Annotated in this window: 18 protein-coding genes, 1 tRNA gene and 1 other RNA gene; 14 read left to right on the forward strand and 6 right to left on the reverse strand. The window is 67.4% G+C overall.

Going from position 1 to position 18,673, the window contains the following annotated elements; translation table 11 throughout:
- Positions 1-23: 23 nt before the first annotated feature.
- From BLU77_RS22790 to BLU77_RS17290, 7 genes are all read left to right on the forward strand, one after another.
- Positions 24-1,745 (forward strand): FHA domain-containing protein, encoded by a 1,722-nt coding sequence (locus BLU77_RS22790; RefSeq protein ID WP_245708925.1) that lies wholly within the window; start codon positions 24-26, stop codon positions 1,743-1,745.
- Entirely contained in the window at positions 1,685-4,540 is a 2,856-nt protein-coding gene (locus BLU77_RS22795) for an FtsK/SpoIIIE domain-containing protein (protein WP_245708926.1), read from the forward strand. Before BLU77_RS22790 ends, BLU77_RS22795 begins: the two co-directional genes overlap by 61 nt.
- 140 nt (positions 4,541-4,680) lie before the next feature.
- Positions 4,681-4,968 (forward strand): WXG100 family type VII secretion target, encoded by a 288-nt coding sequence (locus tag BLU77_RS17270; protein ID WP_175477190.1) that lies wholly within the window; start codon positions 4,681-4,683, stop codon positions 4,966-4,968.
- A 120-nt stretch (positions 4,969-5,088) separates the two neighbouring features.
- On the forward strand, positions 5,089-5,388 hold the full coding sequence (locus BLU77_RS17275) for a flagellar protein FlgN (RefSeq protein ID WP_089774265.1): 300 nt from the start codon (positions 5,089-5,091) through the stop codon (positions 5,386-5,388).
- Positions 5,389-5,467: 79 nt separating this feature from the next.
- Positions 5,468-6,568, forward strand: a complete 1,101-nt coding sequence (locus BLU77_RS17280) for a hypothetical protein (RefSeq protein WP_139177831.1) — start codon at positions 5,468-5,470, stop codon at positions 6,566-6,568.
- Between the two features lie 138 nt (positions 6,569-6,706).
- Positions 6,707-7,333 carry a hypothetical protein gene (locus BLU77_RS17285; RefSeq protein ID WP_089774267.1) on the forward strand — a complete coding sequence of 209 codons (627 nt, stop codon included), beginning with the start codon at positions 6,707-6,709 and terminating at the stop codon, positions 7,331-7,333.
- Positions 7,333-7,980: a hypothetical protein gene (locus tag BLU77_RS17290; protein ID WP_089774268.1), complete on the forward strand. Its 648-nt coding sequence runs from the start codon at positions 7,333-7,335 to the stop codon at positions 7,978-7,980. Before BLU77_RS17285 ends, BLU77_RS17290 begins: the two co-directional genes overlap by 1 nt.
- Before the next feature lie 22 nt (positions 7,981-8,002).
- Here BLU77_RS17290 and BLU77_RS17295 read toward each other — a convergent pair whose 3' ends face one another.
- Positions 8,003-8,653 carry a hypothetical protein gene (locus tag BLU77_RS17295; protein WP_089774269.1) on the reverse strand — a complete coding sequence of 217 codons (651 nt, stop codon included), beginning with the start codon at positions 8,651-8,653 and terminating at the stop codon, positions 8,003-8,005.
- A gap of 150 nt (positions 8,654-8,803) precedes the next feature.
- Here BLU77_RS17295 and BLU77_RS17300 point away from each other — a divergent pair, with 150 nt between their 5' ends.
- Positions 8,804-10,606, forward strand: a complete 1,803-nt coding sequence (locus BLU77_RS17300) for an ABC transporter substrate-binding protein (protein WP_175477191.1) — start codon at positions 8,804-8,806, stop codon at positions 10,604-10,606.
- A gap of 144 nt (positions 10,607-10,750) precedes the next feature.
- The gene (locus tag BLU77_RS17305; RefSeq protein WP_089774271.1) at positions 10,751-11,425 is read left to right on the forward strand and encodes a TetR/AcrR family transcriptional regulator; all 675 of its coding nucleotides are present in this window, start codon (positions 10,751-10,753) and stop codon (positions 11,423-11,425) included.
- Here BLU77_RS17305 and BLU77_RS17310 read toward each other — a convergent pair.
- The 5 genes from BLU77_RS17310 to BLU77_RS17330 all read right to left on the reverse strand — a co-directional run bounded on the left by BLU77_RS17310 (position 11,422) and on the right by BLU77_RS17330 (position 13,740).
- Positions 11,422-12,156 carry a glutamine amidotransferase gene (locus BLU77_RS17310; RefSeq protein WP_089774272.1) on the reverse strand — a complete coding sequence of 245 codons (735 nt, stop codon included), beginning with the start codon at positions 12,154-12,156 and terminating at the stop codon, positions 11,422-11,424. The two genes, BLU77_RS17305 and BLU77_RS17310, sit on opposite strands and share 4 nt — an antisense overlap.
- The gene (locus tag BLU77_RS17315; protein WP_175477192.1) at positions 12,156-12,452 is read right to left on the reverse strand and encodes a DUF4190 domain-containing protein; all 297 of its coding nucleotides are present in this window, start codon (positions 12,450-12,452) and stop codon (positions 12,156-12,158) included. Before BLU77_RS17315 ends, BLU77_RS17310 begins: the two co-directional genes overlap by 1 nt.
- A 40-nt stretch (positions 12,453-12,492) precedes the next feature.
- Positions 12,493-13,107, reverse strand: a complete 615-nt coding sequence (locus BLU77_RS17320; RefSeq protein ID WP_089774274.1) for a LytR C-terminal domain-containing protein — start codon at positions 13,105-13,107, stop codon at positions 12,493-12,495.
- Positions 13,108-13,169: 62 nt separating this feature from the next.
- On the reverse strand, positions 13,170-13,463 hold the full coding sequence (locus tag BLU77_RS17325) for a type II toxin-antitoxin system VapB family antitoxin (protein ID WP_089774275.1): 294 nt from the start codon (positions 13,461-13,463) through the stop codon (positions 13,170-13,172).
- Positions 13,464-13,652: 189 nt separating this feature from the next.
- Positions 13,653-13,740 (reverse strand) — tRNA-Ser (locus BLU77_RS17330).
- A gap of 109 nt (positions 13,741-13,849) precedes the next feature.
- Between BLU77_RS17330 and ffs the strand changes: the two genes are divergently transcribed.
- The 5 genes from ffs (at position 13,850) to BLU77_RS17355 (ending at position 18,600) form a co-directional block, all read left to right on the forward strand.
- An RNA gene (gene ffs / locus BLU77_RS17335) (signal recognition particle sRNA small type) lies at positions 13,850-13,946 on the forward strand.
- A 91-nt stretch (positions 13,947-14,037) separates the two neighbouring features.
- Entirely contained in the window at positions 14,038-16,542 is a 2,505-nt protein-coding gene (locus tag BLU77_RS17340; RefSeq protein WP_089774276.1) for a DNA polymerase III subunit gamma and tau, read from the forward strand.
- A complete protein-coding gene (gene recR / locus BLU77_RS17345; RefSeq protein ID WP_089774277.1) occupies positions 16,539-17,144 on the forward strand; it encodes a recombination mediator RecR in 606 nt (201 codons plus the stop codon). The genes BLU77_RS17340 and recR overlap by 4 nt, the downstream gene beginning before the upstream one ends.
- Positions 17,137-17,715 (forward strand): DUF5063 domain-containing protein, encoded by a 579-nt coding sequence (locus BLU77_RS17350; RefSeq protein WP_089774278.1) that lies wholly within the window; start codon positions 17,137-17,139, stop codon positions 17,713-17,715. Before recR ends, BLU77_RS17350 begins: the two co-directional genes overlap by 8 nt.
- 93 nt (positions 17,716-17,808) lie before the next feature.
- Complete coding sequence (locus tag BLU77_RS17355; RefSeq protein WP_175477297.1) at positions 17,809-18,600, forward strand: TSUP family transporter; 792 nt, start codon at positions 17,809-17,811, stop codon at positions 18,598-18,600.
- The last annotated feature ends 73 nt before the right edge of the window (positions 18,601-18,673 follow it).

The raw sequence follows: 18,673 nt of genomic DNA on the forward strand, positions 1-18,673 counted from the left end.
AGCTGACTCTGCATCGTGAGGGCGTGGCGCCCGCAGACATCGTGGTCACGGCGGACTCCACCGCCACGGCTGCGGACGTGGCCCGGTACATCGCCGAGTCGGACCCGGCCCGGACGATCATCGCCAGTGAGCAGGACGTGCTCACCCTCGCCGTGGCGCCCCCGACTGCCGACCGGTTCGAACCTCTGCAGCCGGACGTGCCGATCGGTGAGGCACCGATCGGTTCCGGTTTCGCGGCGTCCGTGCTCAACCTGGGTGAGCAGCAGACCGTCACCTCCTCGGCTAAGTCTCGCAACGCCGTCGGGGTCCTTCGCGCGACGGACGGACCGTTGCGTGGGCAGGAGTTCCCCCTCGCGATGGGGCACGCCTCGATCGGACGTGACCCGGCGAACGACATCGTGCTCGCCGACCCGATGGTCTCCAAGAAGCACGCCCGCATCGAGGTGAGCGGATACGTCGAACTGGTCGACCTGAACTCGGCCAACGGGGTGCTGGTCGACGGTGAACAGGTGCAGCGCATCCGGCTGGTCCCCGGCAAGCCGTTCGTGATCGGCGGCACCACTCTGATGCTCTACCTCGCTGGCGACTTCGACGGCTCTGCCGAAGATCCAGTGCTCGAACGCGGCGGCGGGCTGCTGTTCAACCGCAGCCCCCGGGTGGAAGTCCGCTATCCCGGAGTGGAGCACCCGCCTCCCCGGCTTCCCACCGAGACCGTCCAGAAGCTCTTCCCGTGGGTGATGCTGGTGGCGCCGATCCTGATGGCCGGGTCCATCTTCGCGATCACCGGCCGGGAACGGGCGCTGCTGCTCATCCTGATGACGCCGCTGATGGCACTCGGGAACTTCATCAACCAGCGCAACCAGACCGGTAACAAGCGCAATCACGAGATCATGCTCTTCGAGCGCCAGTACGAAGAGCTCGAGGAGACCCTGTACCGGGCCAAACCGGAGGAAGAGCAGGCGCGCAACGAGGAAGTGCCGCCGGTCGCGGAAGTGTTCGAGCATGCGATGCGGCTGGGACCGCTGCTGTGGACCCGAAGACCGGAGCACTGGAACTTCCTCGCCCTGCGGATGGGACTGAGCAGGGCACCCTCACGCAACTCGATCGCCGACCGGGACTCCCAGGACGGCCTGCCCGAGTACATCCACCGGGTGGACCGGCTCAAGGAACGGTTCCGCTACGTCGACGACGTTCCCATCCTGGAGTCGCTGCGCGACGTGGGATCGGTCGGTGTGGCCGGTCCGACTGGGCCGGCGTCGGACGCCATGCGCGGGCTGGCGGTGCAGGTGCTGGGTCTGCACGCCCCGAACGAAGTGGTCGCCGTGGCGTTCACCGACGCGGAGTGGGCCGGCGAGCTCGAGTGGATCAAATGGCTGCCGCACACCACCAGTGAGACGAGCCCGTTCAAGGATCTGCCCTTGGCTGATTCCGCTCCGGCAGCGAACGCACTGCTCAGCTCGCTCGAGGAGTATGTGCTGCGCGGGGCATCTCGCGCGGACCCGCGGGGTCCGTTCAACGAGACCTGGAACCCGATGCACTACGGCACGAACGTGAACCGCGCCGCTGAGCAGATGAAGAAGGCCCCACCGATCAATGTGGTCGTCTTCGTGACCAACGACGCCCCCGTGGACCGGCCCCGACTCGTGCAGGCCCTGGAACGGGGGCTGACGTGGGTGTGCACGCCGTGTTCGTCTCACCCACCGTGGAGTCCTTGCCTGCTACCTGCCGCAGCTATATCGACGTGACGGCCGGTCTGGACGACGCGACCGTGGGTCTGGTGCGCAACGGTGACCGGTACGAGCACGTGGGTGTGGAGGGCGTCTCCAACGCGTACATGCACACCTTCGCCAAGCGCCTGGCGCCAGTGGTGGATGCGAGCACCGTGGTGCACGACGCCTCGGACATCCCGAACTCGGTCATGTTCCTCTCCCTGGTGGGTAAGGAGGTCGCCGAGGAGCCGCAGGGCGTGGTGGACCGGTGGCGACAGAACAACACCATCATCGATCGCTCCGACGCGCCCAGGCCCCGGCTGAAGAAGGCCGGCAACCTGCGCGCGATCATTGGTCAGGGCGCCAGCGACGCGATGACTCTCGACCTGCGCACGCAGGGACCGCACGCCCTGGTCGGTGGCACCACGGGGGCCGGTAAGTCCGAGTTCCTTCAGGCGTGGGTGCTCGGCATCGCCTCGGCGCACAGCCCGGATCGCGTGACCTTCCTGTTCGTGGACTACAAGGGTGGGTCCGCGTTCGCCGACTGCGTGGAGCTGCCGCACTGCGTGGGACTGGTGACGGACCTGAGCCAGCACCTGGTTCGCCGTGCACTGACCAGCCTCCGGGCCGAGCTGCACTTCCGGGAGCACCTGTTCAACCGGAAGAAGGCCAAGGACCTGCTGGAGCTGGAGAAGCGACAGGACCCGGAGTGCCCACCGGCACTGGTGCTCGTGATCGACGAGTTCGCGGCGCTCGCCGGCGAGGTGCCGGAGTTCGTGGACGGGGTGGTCGACATCGCCCAACGCGGACGGTCCCTGGGCATCCACCTGATCATGGCCACCCAGCGCCCGGCCGGTGTGATCAAGGACAACCTGCGTGCCAACACCAACCTCCGGGTGGCGCTGCGGATGGCGGACGAGGCGGACTCCAAGGACGTCGTCGACGACCCGATCGCGGCGACGTTCCCACCGTCCATACCCGGGCGAGGGATCGCCAAGACCGGACCGGGGCGTCTGGTGCCGTTCCAGTCCGCCTACGCCGGTGGCTGGACCACCGAGGACGAGGTGATCACTGCTGAGGTCAAGGTCGCCGAGCTGCGGTTCGGGTCCACCGCCGAGTGGGAACCGGAGCGTCCGCCGGAGTCGGACTCTCACGACGAGGACCTGGGCCCCAACGACCAGCGGCGTGTGGTGAACACCCTTATCCGGGCCGCGGACGCCGCCAACCTGCCCGTGCCGCGACGACCGTGGCTGGACGACCTGCCGGCCGTGGTGGACGTGCGCGACCTGCCGGCCGAGGGAGACGGACGGGTGCTGCTGGGCCTGGCTGACCTGCCCGCGCACCAGCGGCAGGACCCGGTGTACTTCGCCCCCGACCGGGACGGGTCACTGCTCATCTTCGGCACTTCGGGTTCCGGGAAGTCCACCGTGCTGAAGACGCTCGCTACTGCCGCAGGGATGCGTCCCGACCTGGGCAGCACCGAGGTATACGGACTCGACTTCGCCTCCGGTGCTCTCGGAGCGCTGGAGAAGTTGCCGCACGTGGGCTCGATCATCGATGGCGACGACGCGGAGCGGTTGCAACGGCTGATGCGTACGCTCGACGCCGAGTTGAGCCGCCGGTCGGACGCGTTCTCTGCGGCCAACGCGGCGAACCTCAGTGAGTACCGCGACCTGGTGGACCCGTCGATGTCACGGATCATCCTGCTCATCGACAACTATCCGGACTTCAAGAAGGAATGGGAGATCACCTCGGCGCGGGCCCCCTTCTACCGCATGTTCATGCGCATCCTCGGTGAGGGACGCCCCTTGGGTGTGCACGCTGTGCTGACGGCGGACCGTGGCGGTGCTGTGCCCACGGCTGTGGTCTCGAATGTCTCCCGCAGGGTGATCTTGCGACTGGCCGACCCGAACCAGTACTTCATGCTGGGAGCGCCGAAAGACGTGCTCGACGACCAGTCCGCCCCAGGGCGCGCGGTGGTGGACAAGAACGAGGTGCAGATCGCCGCGCTCGGTGGGTCCACCAACGTCGCGGAACAGACCAAAGCGCTCGAGGAGCTGGCCGCAGGCCTGCGCGAGCGCGGCGTACCCGAGGTGCCGGAGATCGGCGCGCTGCCGACCCGGATCGACGCAGCGCAGCTGCCGGACTCGGTGGACGGTATGCCCGCGATCGGGATCGCAGACGACACGCTCGCTCCCCGCGGTTTCGACCCGATCGGGTCCTTCGTGATCACCGGACCACCTCAGTCGGGCAAGACGAATGCTCTGCGGGCGTTCGTCACCGCGGTGGAGCGATTCGACCCGGAGGTGAAGCTGTTCCACCTGGGCAACCGGCGGGCCCAGCTCACCGAGTTCCGTGACTGGGTCCGCAGTGCTGTGCGGCCCGACGACGAGAAGGAACTGGTGACCGAGCTGACCGATATCGTCGCGGACGAGAGCGTGCCAGGGCGGATCATGATCGTGGTGGAGGACATGCCGCACCTCGCGGACGGTCCGGCGGACCGGCCGATGCGCGCGCTCCTGCAGGCGATCAACAACAGTGACCACCTCCTGGTGGGGGAGGCCGACATCACCCGCGCCGGTGGCGGTTCCGGTGTGCTCGGTGAGTGGAAATCGCCTCGCCAGGGGATCGCCCTCAAGCCGGACGCCTATGACGGAGACACCTTGTTCAAGGTGCCGTTCGGGCGCGTCAAGCGCACGGACTTCCCGGACGGACGCGGGATCTTCGTGCAGGCGGGCAGGGCCGTGACCATGCACCTGCCGTGGGTCGACGAGGGTCGCTCGGACCGCCGTCGGACCCGGCGCTCCCCCCGTGCCGAGGCGGCGCAATGACCGCTCGGCAACACCCTGTCGAGGGTGAACAGACTCGATGGGGACCCCTCCCCATTGAGCCCGGGATGACCCTTCCATAGAGTCTTTCCTGGGTGATCCAAGTAGGGGCCCGAATCCGATACGTAGGAAGGTTGGGATCGATGACCGACTTCGGTGCAACGTACGACGAGATGGAGTCGTGCGCCGACAAGCTGGACGACGGCAAGGACAGCATCGACTCGGCACTCGAGGAGTGCCAGGGATATGTCGACGAGCTCGTCGAGGATGGCTTCAAGACCGAGAAGGCGTCCGGCAAGTTCAAGGACGGCTACGACGAGCTCACCACGGGCCTCAAGGATGCGTCTGAGGGTGTGAACGACATGGCGCAGGCCCTGCGTGACATGGCGCAGTCCATCCGCGACCTGGACGACCAGCTCGCCGGCGGCTGAGCACGCTCGAGCAGGGAACGGTGGGGACCGGGTGTGTACCCAGTCCCCACCGTTTCCAGGCCCGCTGGTGGTGCAGTGGGCACCGTCAACTGATCCAGGACAAGGTGAAGGAACCACGCCGTGGCAGACATCTATCTCTCCCTCGACGAACTCAAGACGGCCAATGAGCAGCTGACGAACATCGTCGAGGAGTTCGAGAACGCTGTGAGCAGGTCCGAAGCCCTGGAGCGTGCCATCGGTGCACCGTTCGGGAACAGCGACCTGCGGGAGAAGGCCGAGGACTTCGAGACGCGGTGGGACGTGAAGCGGGACAAGCTCAAGGAGGGCCTGAGCGATGTCCAGAAGCACCTCAAGGGCGTGATCGACGGCGTGGAGGATTGGGACGCCGAGATGGCCGTCAAACTGGAGCCCGAGGAATAAGGCCGGGCGACCTCAAGGACTTTTAGGAGCACCGTTCATGTACATGCCGCCGTCCCCGAGGGGCCGCACCATCATGTCTGTGGTTGGCAACCCTTCGGAGATCATCGCCAGGGGAACAGAGATCGAGTTGCTGGGCGGGCAGATGCGCGATGCTGCCGGGGTCCTCAGCGACATCAAGAACAGGGCTGAGGACCAGCAGGGCAAGGCCATCGAGAAGCTCCGGGAGACGATCGGGGACTCCTACGAGACGCTGTACGAATCGGCCGATCTCTACGAGCCCGTGGGGCCCGTGATCCGGACCTATGGGGACGAACTCGACTCGGTTCAGCCCAACATCAACGCCCACGCAGAGAACTGCGACGACCTGTGGAGGACGTACTACTTCCTGCCTGGCACGCGGGACGCTGATCCTCGTGGCGCAGACTCCGGGGACAGCGAGGAAGCAGCCGAGGAAGCCGAGCAGAACCGGGAGAAGCAGGAAGCGTACGAGGCCTGGGAAGCCGAGGCGATCCTCTTCGACAGCGACTACGACACGTGGGAGAACGCGTTCGACAAGGCGGTCACTGACATCAGTGACGAGATGTCGGGCGAGATCGAAGACGGTGGTTGGCGTTCGTTCCTCGATATTGCCGGCAAGGTTCTCGGCTGGGCCGGGCTCATCGTCGGTGTCGCCGCCCTGATCATCGGTGGCCCGATCCTGGGCATCGCCGCGGCCGTTATCGGTGTGCTCTCGTTGGTCGTCGTCATCTGCCAGGCATTCATCGGCGATGCCAATGGATGGGACATAGCTATTGCAGCGATCGGTGTGCTGCCGGTCGGGAAGCTGGGGAAGTTGGGCCAGGGCCGATTCGCAGAGTTCGGTGCGGATGCGATCTCCTCGTTCAAGCCCAGCTCCTACGCCGGTGACAGCGTGTACACGCTGCTCAAGAACAAGAACGTCTCCGACGGCATCTCGAAACTGATGACCGGAAGTACCGGTGCCCAGTGGCGGGACGATGCGGCGAACTACATGCTCGGTGGGCCGAACGGCATGCAGCATCTCCGCCAGGACATCGCGACGTCTGTGTTCAACCAGTACCAGAGCTACAAGGGATGGTACGACACGGGTAGCTCGGTGACCGACCACCTGCCGCCGTCGGACAGCGCGGTGGAGCGGGTCAAGCAGCTGCAGGACCAATAGGCGCGTCGGCCACGTCGAGGGGTGGTGCGGGCCGCCGGCCGGCGTCCGTGCCGCTCGACGGCCGGCGTTGAGATGTCGGCGAGGTAGGGTCGACACGCTGTCGCGTACGAGGCTCATGAATCGGGGAAGGTGCCTGGCATGGACGGACGAGATCGGTGGACCGCGACGGTGGAGACGGTCGCACCAGGATGGTTGCTGGTGCCCGCAGGGATGGACGACGCCGCTCGTGCGCAGTGGGTCGACGGCCGCGCAACAGAACTGCGCGATATCTGGGGCGCCGAGTGGACGCATGACTATGACGACGACGTCCGCTCGCTCCTCGATGCTGCGGCAGGGGAGCGGAGCGAGTCGGACGCGTTGCTGCTGTTCCAGGTGTGGCCGGTGTTCGCCCCGATCGCGTGCATGTGCCGCATCGCGGTGCTGCCCAATGACGGACTTCCTCCCTGGGACACCTGGGACGGGGTCGCCCACCGGGTCGAGGCGCCGCACGTCGGGCCGGGCGTGCAGTACACCGAGCGTCGTGTGTATACCGATGACGGCGGCGAGGTGGAGGTCTTCTCGACCGCGTTCGTCTTCAACGACGGTGCGACGGCCTTGGTGGTCGCATTGCAGGAGATGCCGGCACCTGTGCTCAACGATGTCCGAGCCGGGTTCATCGGACTGTTGGACTCCCTCCGGTTGGAGTCTGCGGATGGAACGGTGTTCACGTCGGACGAACCAGCAGGAATCTATGACGACGGTCCGTGGCGACTGGAGGCGGTGTAATGACGGCGACGACCCTTCGGGACGAGATGGGTGTGCGTGACGACCCCGAGTTCGAGATGACGCTTCCTCCGGGCTGGGCCCGCCGGACACCGGATGCGGCCACGATGGAGGACATGCTGGCGCGCATGAAGAGCCGGTTGATGGAGGCGCACCGTCCGGACGTCTACGGTCAGCTGCGAGCGCAGGTGCAGCAGTCCTTCGCCGACATGCGTAAGAACGGCGTCTTTGCGATGTTCGTCCCGGAGGGCTCGGAGGAAGAGACGCTCTACCTCCCGGTGTCGATGAATGCATCGATACGGCGTGCCGACGTCGGGGAGACCCTCGACCAGGTGGTGGCGACCCTGGTGCGGAGTCATGGCGCCACGCCACTGCTGGCCGACAAGCGGACGATCCGGTGTGAGCGGCAGCAGCCGGTGCAGATCGGGTCGGACACGATCATCAGCCACTCAGTCCTTTACCTCACCCCGATACCCGGGGCGAAGCGTCGCCGCGCGTTGCAGCTCGTGGCCGGCTTCGGGCGGCCGGTCGACACGCCGGATGACACACCGGCCTTCAACGCGATGCGGTCGCTGTTCGACGCGTGCGTGGCGAGCGTACGGTGGCGTGCACCGGAGGCGCCGGGAGCCGCCCGGGCCGCCTCGGAGTAGAGCGACCTACGCCCGACCGTGGTCAGCCGACACCCATCATGCGCACCAGATCACGAACGAGAGCGACCCGATACTCGAGGCGATCGATTTTCTGGGCTCCCGGTGCGGTGAGGACGACGTCCTGCCCTTCGAGCGTCAGGGTCATGGAGGGGAGAGCGGCGTCCTCACGCATGAGCCGGTCACGCACACCCGGTGAGAAGAGTTGCGCTGCTGCTCTCGCGCCTGCCTCGTCGTGGGCGAAGACCGGCCAGGTGAACTGCGGATCTGACGGGTTGACCGCCACGCTGGGGTGCGGATTGGTGATGGTGGTCGACGGGGACGCAGCCACCACGGTCGGAAGAGTTGCCCCGACCGTCAGCACGATGACGTGGCGTGCCGTGGTGGACGAGCTCCCGGCCGTGGTCACGTAGTTCGTGAAGGAGGTGACCTCACCTTCCGCGACACGTCCGTGCATGACATGACTCGCACTCCCGGCTCCACGGATCGGAAACTCCGTCCATCGCCCCGTGAGTTTCGGTTCTTTGGCCGTGAACGTCCAGTCGTGCTGCTCGGCCCACCGGGTCAACGCGGTTCGCTGCTTCTTGCTCTGACGGACGCCGAGAAGCACGCCGACCAGCACGAGAAGAATCAGAAGTCCAGCAACCACGTAGCCCAGTACGTCCGTCAATCCCATCTGAGTCACCCTAGTGGCAGAAGCAGGAGCAGATCCATGAGGAAGGGGGCTGTGGTGCCACGATCGTGCGGTCCTCGTCGTCCATCGGTGCATCGGCGACGGACCGTAGAATCGTCCGAGCCGGAAGCGAGCAGGAAGGGAGAGACGGCGGTGGTGCGACCGTGGCGTTCTCAGACTGCGCTGCCGACGGTGTGCGTGGCCATGGTGGCGCTCATGCTCGCGGCGTGCGGTGGCCCGTCCCTCCCGAACACCGTGATTGCCGGGACCACAGCCACCATCGGCTGGTCGGAGCAGATGACCAGTACCAATGTCGCCAGTACGAGTGGGAACACGGCCGGCAATCACGACGTCTCAGCACTCACCCGCGCCCAGTTCGCCGAGTCGGTCGAGGGCGTCGTGCAGATCGACGAGAGTTTCGGCACTGTCACGATCACCGAGCCGGAAGGCTTCACCGTTGCCTACGACCTGGCCGAACCGCAGTGGTCCGACGGGATCCCCGTCGATGCTGCCGATCTGCTGCTGGCCTGGGCGGCCGGCTCCAATGCGCTCGCACCGGAGGACTTCGATCCGGCCGCTGCCACCACGGAGGACGGCACGCTCGAGGTGCCCGGCGACACTGCATGGTTCGACTCCGTGCCCACCGGACTCGCGGCCAGTGCCGAGGTGCCTGACTACGACGAGTTCGCCCGCTCGATCGAGGTGACCTATCCCGAACCGGTCACCGACTGGCAGACCGCGCTGAACGTTGCCGTCCCAGCGCACGTCGTCGGACAGCTTGCCTTCGGGATCGAGGACCCGATGGAGGCCAAGCAGGCCGTCATCTCCGCGATCGTCGACGAGGAGCAAAGCGCCGTGGCGGCGATCTCCCGGGCATGGAACACCGGGTTCGATCTTGGCGACGGTGATGGGAGCTCCATCCCGGCCGAGCTGCTGCTCTCCAGCGGTCCGTTTCGGGTGGAGCAGGTCGATCAGAGCAGACCCGATGCACAACGGGTCCGCCTCGTGGTCAATCCGGAGTACACCGGCACGCCCACGCCGGAGTACGAGACCCTTGAGCTGCGCCAGACCACCGTCTCGGACCCGCTCAACTCCATCGGGGAGACACTGGACGTCGTGCAAGTGGCCCCAACTGCGCCGAACCGGGAGACCACCGAGCAGATGGAGCGCAACGACTACAGTGTCGCCACCGCTCACGACGGGACCTACTGGGTCTTGATTCTGCGCAACGACCGGGGGGAGTTCGCGTGGCACAGTGCGCGAGAGGCATTCCTGCGTGCCGTGCAACAGCGGGACGTGGCCGAGGCCGGAGCGGGGCCATGGGCGGGTGCACAGGAGAGCACCAGTGTGCTGCTGTTCCCGCCAAGTACCGACGGCTACCAGATCGCCGTCGAGGACGCCGGTTTCGAGCAGGCGTTCGCGCGGTCGGAGCAGGAGGCGATCGCTGACCGGGAAGCGGCCGGGGTAGACGACGGCGCACGGGTGTGCGTGCTCTTCGACACAGACGAACCCTTTGCCGAGAACGCCTACCGTGCGTTGCGCGCCGGGGTGCGCGAGGCGGGATGGGAGGTGCGCAACTGTGGCACGGACGACGTCGCTGCGGCCCGCGGCAACGACAACTGGCACGCCGTTCTGACCCGTGTCCCGGTCCCGGAGACACCTGCTGACATCGCCGCACAGTGGGGGACCGACGGCATCGCGAACTGGAGCGGCACCGCCGAGCCCGAACGCGACGAGATGATTGCACAGCTGGCCCACCTTCCGGACCGCTACGAGGCGCGTGACCACCGCGTCGTCATCGAGTCCTCGATCGTCGACGAGGCGATCGCCATGCCGCTGGCGATGAACATCAGGGTCACCGTCTCCGACCGCGACATCGAGGTCCCACCACCACGAGCGGGGGCGGTCGCGCCACTGACCTCCGGAGTCGTTGACTGGGTGGTCGCACAAGAGTGAACACCACCGTGAGCGTGATGGCGTCAGTCACAACCTGATCACGATAGAATAACGTTCAGGCCACGGATGTGCGGTTGAATGGGATGCGCACCGTGGCTTCATGTCCGACATACCGGGGGGTGAGTCGAGAGGAAGTACTGCACTATGACCGAACCTGAGAAGAGCGATGTTGCTGCGAAGACGAGGCAGCGGATCCTCTCCGCAGCGTTGGTTGCGTTCGCGACCGACGGGTTCGACGTCGGCCTTCGTGCGATAGCGGCACGGGCTGGAGTGACCGCAGGCCTGATCACGCACTACTTCGGATCGAAGGCGAAGCTGCGGCAGGAGTGCGATGACCTGATCCTCGCCCGGGTGGAGCAGGGGCTCCCGCAGGTCTTCGACGCGACCGGGCTTCAACAGCGTCTGGACGAGGACTCGGACGACCTGGTGCACTCGGTGCACTACTGCATGAAGGCGTTCGCCGAGGGCGGCACGATGTGCGATCAGCTGCTCGCCGTCACCATCGCGCATACCCGTGAGATGATCGCGACCGGAGTGGCCGGTCACCTGCTCGAGCCGAGCGGCGACGAGGACGTGCGTGCGCTGATGGTCGTGCGGTTCGCCGTCGGCGTTGCGGTCCTGGACTTCGCCCTCGACCCGCCCAAGGATGCCGCGGCAGTGGCCGACTTCATGGACCACTACTGGCATCAGGTGGTGCTCCCGATGGCGCGCACCACCAACGGTGCACAGTTCGAGACCGAACCCGGTCGCGGGGGATCCTGCAGCGAGCCTCGCTCCGGCGGGTCGCATAGGTCTGCCGGCGCTCGCGGTCTGCGCTAGGGGCGCCGGTATTTCTCGGTGAAGTTCCGCAGGACTCGGGGCGCCCAGGAGACATCAACCCGGTGTGCGGCATGAGCGATGTCCTCTCTCGTGCCGTCCGGGTAGTACCCGTGCCGGTCGTAGACCGCGATTCTCGTGGCCAGGCCCTCGGCATCGAGCTCGGGGTGGAACTGCGTGGCGTAGACGTTCTCACCGACGCGGAACATCTGCACCGGGCACCGTTGCGACGTCGCGAGCAGCGTCGCATCAGCCGGTAGGACACGGCACGCTTCCTTATGCCCGACGAACGCCTGGAACGACTTGGGAACACCCTGCAGGAGCGGGTCGGCCGACCCTTTGGCAGTCAGGTCGATGCGCACGGCACCCACGACCTCGCCGTAGGTGGTGTCCACGACTCCGCCACAATGCACTCCGAGCGTGGCGACGCCATAGCAAGCGCCGAGGAATGGGAAATCGTGGACGACGATCTCGTCCATCAAGCCGCTGAGCTCGGACTCCACCCGATGCTGCGTCGGTGACTTGAGGTGGTCCGGGTCCGAGGAGTTGAACGGGCTGCCTCCCACGATCACGCCGGAGTAGTCGTCGAGATCCAATGCAGGGAGCTGGTCGCGTTCCAGGCGGTGCCGGACGAGGTCGCCGTCGCTCAGCTCGCCATAGCGCAGGAAGGCCCGGTACTCGGCATCCGCGGCGGCGTCCTCCGCCCGGGTGGCCAACAGCAGGAACGGCTTCATCAACCGAGCAGCCAAACGGCCACGAGGCCCAGCGACCACGCCGTAGCGGCGAGCCCTCCGATCACCAGCCCTGCGGTCGCGAGCCCAAGACCTCGAGCGTTGGTTCGTCGGATGCGGCGCAGAGCGAGGATCCCGAAGACCACGCCGCCGAGGCCGGGCACGAAAAACGGAACACCGAGGAGTCCGAGCACGAATGCAGCGATCGCGAAGCCGGAGGTCGGTGCCGGCGCGGAGTAATAACCGGGGCCGGAGAATGTGCGCGCCGGATCCGGGAGAGGCAGCGTGTACGAGTTCACGAACGGTGATCTCTCCTGGTTCACCTGCACGCGAGGCACCTTATTCCTCGGCCGACGGCGAGGTGTCAGCCGACTCTGGTGTGCTCAGTGGCTCGCAACCCTGTGGAACCGGAATCTCCACAGCAGGGTCGATGTCGACCTCGTCGGCGGAGCGTAACGCCTCGTAAGCAGAGCCGAGGATCACATCGATCGTCTCGTCCGTGCGCGAGTCGACCTCGATGCGGGCATCGGTGAACAGCACCCCGGCGGTGTAGGCAGCGGCGAGCCCCTCAGGTCCCGAGACGATTCGCACCACCCCCGCGAACGGGGACTCGGCGTTGTCCTGCCGGCCCACGGAGATGCCGCGGTCGCCCAGTTCCGCGGAGGTACTCGCAGCGAGACCCGAACGACTGGTGCCGTTGAGCACGTTCGCGGAGATCTCGTTGAGCGGGACATAGGTGGCTGCTTCCGGTGGGCACGGCCCTGCGTCACCGGTCTCGGTCGACTCGGGCTCGCTGATCGCGATGGACACCGGAGAGGGAAGGATGCCCACCCATACCGCTCCGGCCGCCAGGCCAATCACCAACATGGCAGTGATGAGCGTGCCGAAGATGACGGTCTGCCGTTGCTGCAGGTGACGTCGTCGGGCAGCTCGTGCCTTGGCGGGCGTGCTCACAGAAGAACCTCACTGACTTTCTGATGACGGCTCGAAGGATACCGGCGTCCGCCTCGTTGCCGTCACAGTTCCAACACCCGGGCATGCAGGAGATTGCGTTGCTGGAGAGCCGCCCGCAGGGCACGGTGCAGTCCGTCTTCCAGGTAGAGCACTCCGCGCCACTGGACCACGTGTGCGAACAGGTCCCCGTAGAACGTGGAGTCCTCCGACAGGAGGCTGCGCAGGTCCAGGGTGGCCTTCGTGGTGACGAGCTCGTCCAGGCGTACCTGTCGGGGTGGGATCTCCGCCCAGTCCCTGGTGCGGCGGAGTCCATGGTCGGGGTACGGGCGGTCATCACCCACGGACTTGAAGATCACAGAGTCGATCCTAGGTGAGGTGATGCGACGGCCGCCTCCTCCCAGGGGGCGATCTCGTCCCTCGCGCTCCCTCGGCGGAGGATGGGGGAACCGGCCTTCCTCGCTCCGCTGTGGAGGCCTCCCGAATCCGCTTTATCCCATAGACGCAGTTGCCCCCAGCCGAAAAGCGTGGCTGGGGGCAACTGCGTCTGGCGGAGGATGGGGGATTCGAACCCCCGAGGGCTTGCACCCAACACGCTTTCCAAGCGTGCGCCATAGGCCACTAGGCGAATCCTCCAGGCCGACGTCCAGGGTAGCGGTTCGTGAGCGGCCAGGCGAACTCGCTCGGTGTGACGGCGCTGACACCGGCCGTTGCCGCTCACCCTGGTGTGGGCGGTACAGTGGATGCAGACCCCTCGTGTGGCGTCATCTCGCTGAACTCCCCCAGGGCCGGAAGGCAGCAAGGGCAGGCGGGCTCTGGCGGGTGCGCGAGGGGTCCTTTTCTTCCCCGGCGGGGTTTGCGTTGCTGCCTCGATGCGGACCGGTGGTGGACCGTCTGGGCACGATGTCGGTATAGGCGCCTATTGTGAGACGGGTGAGCACTGCGTTGTACCGCCGCTACCGGCCCGAGACGTTCGCCGACGTAATCGGTCAGGAGCACGTCACGGCACCGTTGATGGCGGCGCTGGAGAATGACCGGATCACGCACGCCTATCTCTTCTCTGGTCCGCGGGGCTGTGGGAAGACCACCTCGGCGCGGATTCTCGCCCGATGTCTGAACTGCGCCCAGGGGCCGACTGCCACGCCCTGCGGGCAGTGCGACAGTTGCACCGGGCTCGCCCGCGGGGGCCCGGGGTCCCTGGATGTGGTCGAGATGGACGCGGCGTCCCACGGCGGTGTGGATGATGCCCGCGAGCTTCGCGAGCGCGCGGCCTTCGCGCCGGCCCGCGATCGCTACAAGGTGTTCATCATCGATGAAGCGCACATGGTCACCCCGCAGGGGTTCAACGCCCTGCTGAAGCTGGTGGAAGAGCCGCCGCCACACGTGAAGTTCGTGTTCGCCACCACGGAGCCGGAGAAAGTGATCGGGACGATCCGGTCCCGCACCCACCACTACCCGTTCCGTCTGGTGCCGCCGGACCGGCTCACCGCCTACCTGGACTCGCTCGCCACTGCCGAGCAGATCACCGTCGAGTCGGGGGTGCTGCCCCTGGTCGTGCGTGCCGGCGGGGGATCCGTCCGTGACTCGCTTTCCGTGCTCGATCAGCTCATCGCGGGAGCGTCCGACGGTGAGGTCGGGTACGAGCGAGCTGTCGCCCTGCTCGGGTTCACCCACGGCACCCTGCTCGATGACACGGTGGAGGCGCTCGCCGCGCGGGACGGAGGCAGTCTGTTCCGCGTCGTGGACCGGGTGATCGGCTCCGGACACGCCCCGCGGCGGTTCGTCGAGGACCTGCTGGAGCGGCTCCGGGACCTGATCGTGGTGCGGGCAGCCGGGGAGAACGCCCAGACCGTGCTGCGCGCTGTGCCCGAGGACCAGCTCGAGCGGATGCGCGCCCAAGCTGGGCACCTCGGCGCCCATGTGCTCTCCCGCAGCGCTGACCTGGTGAACGAGGCGCTCACCGAGATGACGGGCGCCACCTCACCGCGCCTCCAGCTGGAGCTGCTGTGTGCGCGGTTGCTGCTGCCCGCCGCCGACGATGGTGTGGACGGCTTCGGTGCCCGGCTGGACCGGCTCGAAGGGGCCGCCGCCGGGGGAGCGGTCCCCGCACCTCAGCCGGGACCACCGGCCGCTCCGCCGTCGAACCGCCCCACTACACCCGAGACCCCCGCTCCGGGACCGATCACCTCGCCGCCGAGCGCACCGCGTCCCGCCCCGACGGCGGACTCGGATGCCGAGCCGCAGGGTCGGCCGAACGCGGTTCCTGAGCCCAACGCGTCGTCGAATCGAACACCCGAGCCGGCCCCGGAACCTCAGCCGCCACGGGCGCCTGAGCACGCCCCCAGCGCGTCCTCGTCGAGCGTTCCGCCGGCCGCACCCGCCACGCCGGAGCCTGCACCGACCGAACCAGCACCGACCGTGCCGGAGCAGCCACCCGCAGCGGCACCCGCGCAGGCCCCGGACACCGGTGCGGGAATGACCGCCGATCAGGTACGCCGACGGTGGCCCGAGGTGTTGGAGACCCTCACCCGCGTCAAGCGCACCACATGGGCGCTCATCTCCCAGGATGCCCAGGTCGTGGGTCTGACCGCGGACACGCTGACCCTCGGCTTCTCCACCTCCGGCCTGGCCTCCACGTTCCGCAACGGTGGGCACACCGACTTCTTGGCCCGGGCGCTGCAAGAGACCCTGGGACTGACCGTACGGATCGAGCCGATCGTCACCGACGGGTCGGCACCGACCCCGCCCGCACCAGCAGCACCGCCGGCGCCGTCGGCGGACTGGGGGCCTGCCGGTGGCGCCAGCCCGGCTCCGGCGCCGCAGAATGGTCCGTCGACAGCCCGTCCGGCCTCGTCGAACGTGCGCCCGACGAGCACACCGCCACCCGCCACGTCACACGACTCGGGAGGCGCCAGCGCCGCACCACCGTGGGACGAGCCCGGCTCCGATAGTTCCGACCCCGACGACTCCGCCGATGCGGAGGGTGACCCACACCGTCCATCGTCCGTAGCACCGGCTTCGACCCCGCTCGACGGCGCACCCGCGGCAGAAGCGGGAGCACCACCGGCGGATCCGGTCACCCAGGCCGAGCCGACACCTGTCACACCTGCTGATGACGAGATCCCGCCGGCTGAACCGCCCGAGGACCCCTACGCGCCCGGGCCGCCCCCTGGATCGACGCCCGGCGCCTCGCCACGGGACCAGGCCCTCCAGGCCGCACGCGAGGCAGCCACGGCCTCACCACGCCGACCCGAGACACAAGCTGAGGCACCCCCGGCAACGGACGGGACGCCGTCGGGGTTCGACGACGACACACCGGACCCGAACGACCCCGACATCGAATCCACAGGACTGGTGGGCGCCCCCCTGGTGGCGCGCCTGCTCGGCGGGACCGTGATCGACGAGATCGTCGAGCACCCGGACGGGAGTGAACAATGAGCGCCTACGACGGTGTGGTGCAGGAACTGATCGATGAGCTCGGTCAGCTGCCGGGGGTGGGCCCGAAGAGTGCCCAGCGGATCGCCTTCCACATCCTCTCCACTGACACCGAGCGGGTACAACGCCTGGCCACCGCGCTCACCGAGGTGAAAGCACGGGTCCGGTTCTGCGAGATCTGCGGAAACGTGGCCGAGGAAGCGCGGTGCCGGATCTGCCGCGACCCACGCCGCAACCCGGCGCTGCTCTGCGTGGTCGAGGAGGCCAAGGACGTGGTGGCCATCGAACGCACCCGGGAGTTCCGCGGCCGCTACCACGTGCTCGGCGGCGCCATCAATCCGATCGATGGCGTGGGTCCGGACGATCTGCGCATCCGGGAACTGATGACGCGGCTGGCTGATGGCGAGGTGGAGGAGATCATCATCGCCACCGATCCGAACGTGGAGGGCGAGGCGACGGCCACCTACCTCACCCGGATGCTGCGTCCGATGGGACTGACTGTCTCCCGACTCGCCTCCGGCCTGCCCGTGGGTGGAGACTTGGAGTACGCCGACGAGATCACCCTCGGCCGAGCGTTCGAGGGGAGGAGGAGCATCGATGTCTGAACAGCTGGAGCTGGATTCGGATCTGCGTGTGCTGGGCACCGCCACCGCCGCCGTGTCCGAACGCTATCTGCAGACCGTGCGCGAGGTGGCCTCGGGTGCTACCCCGGAGGCAGCGATCCCGTTGCTGCTGCTCGCCGTCTCCGACCTCACCGCGGCTGGTGCCCGGTTGGGCGCCATCGTGGACGTGGTCCCGGCCGAGCGATTCGAGCCCGACGACGGCCCTGACCCGGACATGGAGCCGCTGCGCCTCTCCCTGGCGAACCTTCTCGAGGGGGTGGACGAGTACCACGAGGTGTCCGACCCGCTGGTGTCCACCGAGGTGACCGTGGGCAGCCTCAGCAACGACCTGGCTGACGTCGCCCAGGCGCTGATGGTCGGGTTGAAGCACCACCGCGCCGGGCACGCGTCCGAGGCGCTGTGGTGGTGGCAGTTCTCCTACCTGTCCGACTGGGGCGAGCGTGCGGCCAGTGCCACGCGGGTGCTGCTCGGCTTGATCGCGCACCTGCGGCTCGACGTGGACCCGGACGTGGCCGGTGAGGCCGAGTTCGAGGCGCTGCACTCCGCCGACTGACCCCTCGAGCAGTTCCTGGCCTTTCGAATCGGGTTCGGCTCGCCGTGGTGGAAGACTCTCCGCGTGCCCGAGTTCCTTGACGCGACCTTCACCCTGCCGGGATCAGCCGGCCTCGAGCTCACGGTGTGGACCGTGTTGCTGCTCGCCCTCGCCGGTCTGGCTGCAGGTTTCGTGGACGCCGTGGTGGGAGGCGGTGGACTGATCCAGCTGCCGGCCCTGTTGCTCGTTCCCGGGATCAGTCCGGTGCAGGCGCTCGCCACGAACAAGGTGGGCAGCATCATGGGCACCTCCACCAGTTCGCTCACTTACTACCGGCGGGTGCACCCCGACCTGCGCACTGCGGCACCGATGGCGATCGCGGCACTGTTGGCCGCCGTCGGGGGAGCGGCGCTCGCCGCGAACATCCCGGCCGAGGCGTTCAAGCCGATCATCATCGTGGTGTTGGTGGCCGTGGCGGTCTACACGGTGGCCAAGCCGAAGGTCGGGGTTTCGACGGACCTGCGCTGGACGGGGAACCACCATTACGGCATGGCGATGCTCGTCGGCGCCACGATCGGGGCCTACGACGGCCTGCTCGGGCCGGGGACGGGGAGTTTTCTCGTGATCGGGCTGGTCAGCGTGCTCGGCTATGCCTTCCTCCCGGCGACGGCGTTGGCCAAGATCGTGAACTTCGCCACCAACCTCGGGGCGCTCGCGTTCTTCGTTCCGCACGGGGCGGTGCTGTGGGGGATCGGGCTGCTGGTGGGCACGGCCAACATGGTCGGTGCCTATCTTGGGGCCCGCACGGCAGTGGCACGAGGGAGCCGATTCATCCGGATCGCCTTCGTGGTCGTGGTGGCGGTGCTGATCATCAAGCTCGGCTGGGACGTCGCGCACGGTCGCTGACCCGGTGCAGCGCGTCTTCGCTTTGGCGAGTGTGAGGTGCGTCATACCGAGATCCGGACGGGCCGCCGCCAAG

The sequence above is a fragment of the Ruania alba genome (assembly GCF_900105765.1).
GTDB classification, from domain to species: Bacteria; Actinomycetota; Actinomycetes; order Actinomycetales; family Beutenbergiaceae; genus Ruania; species Ruania alba.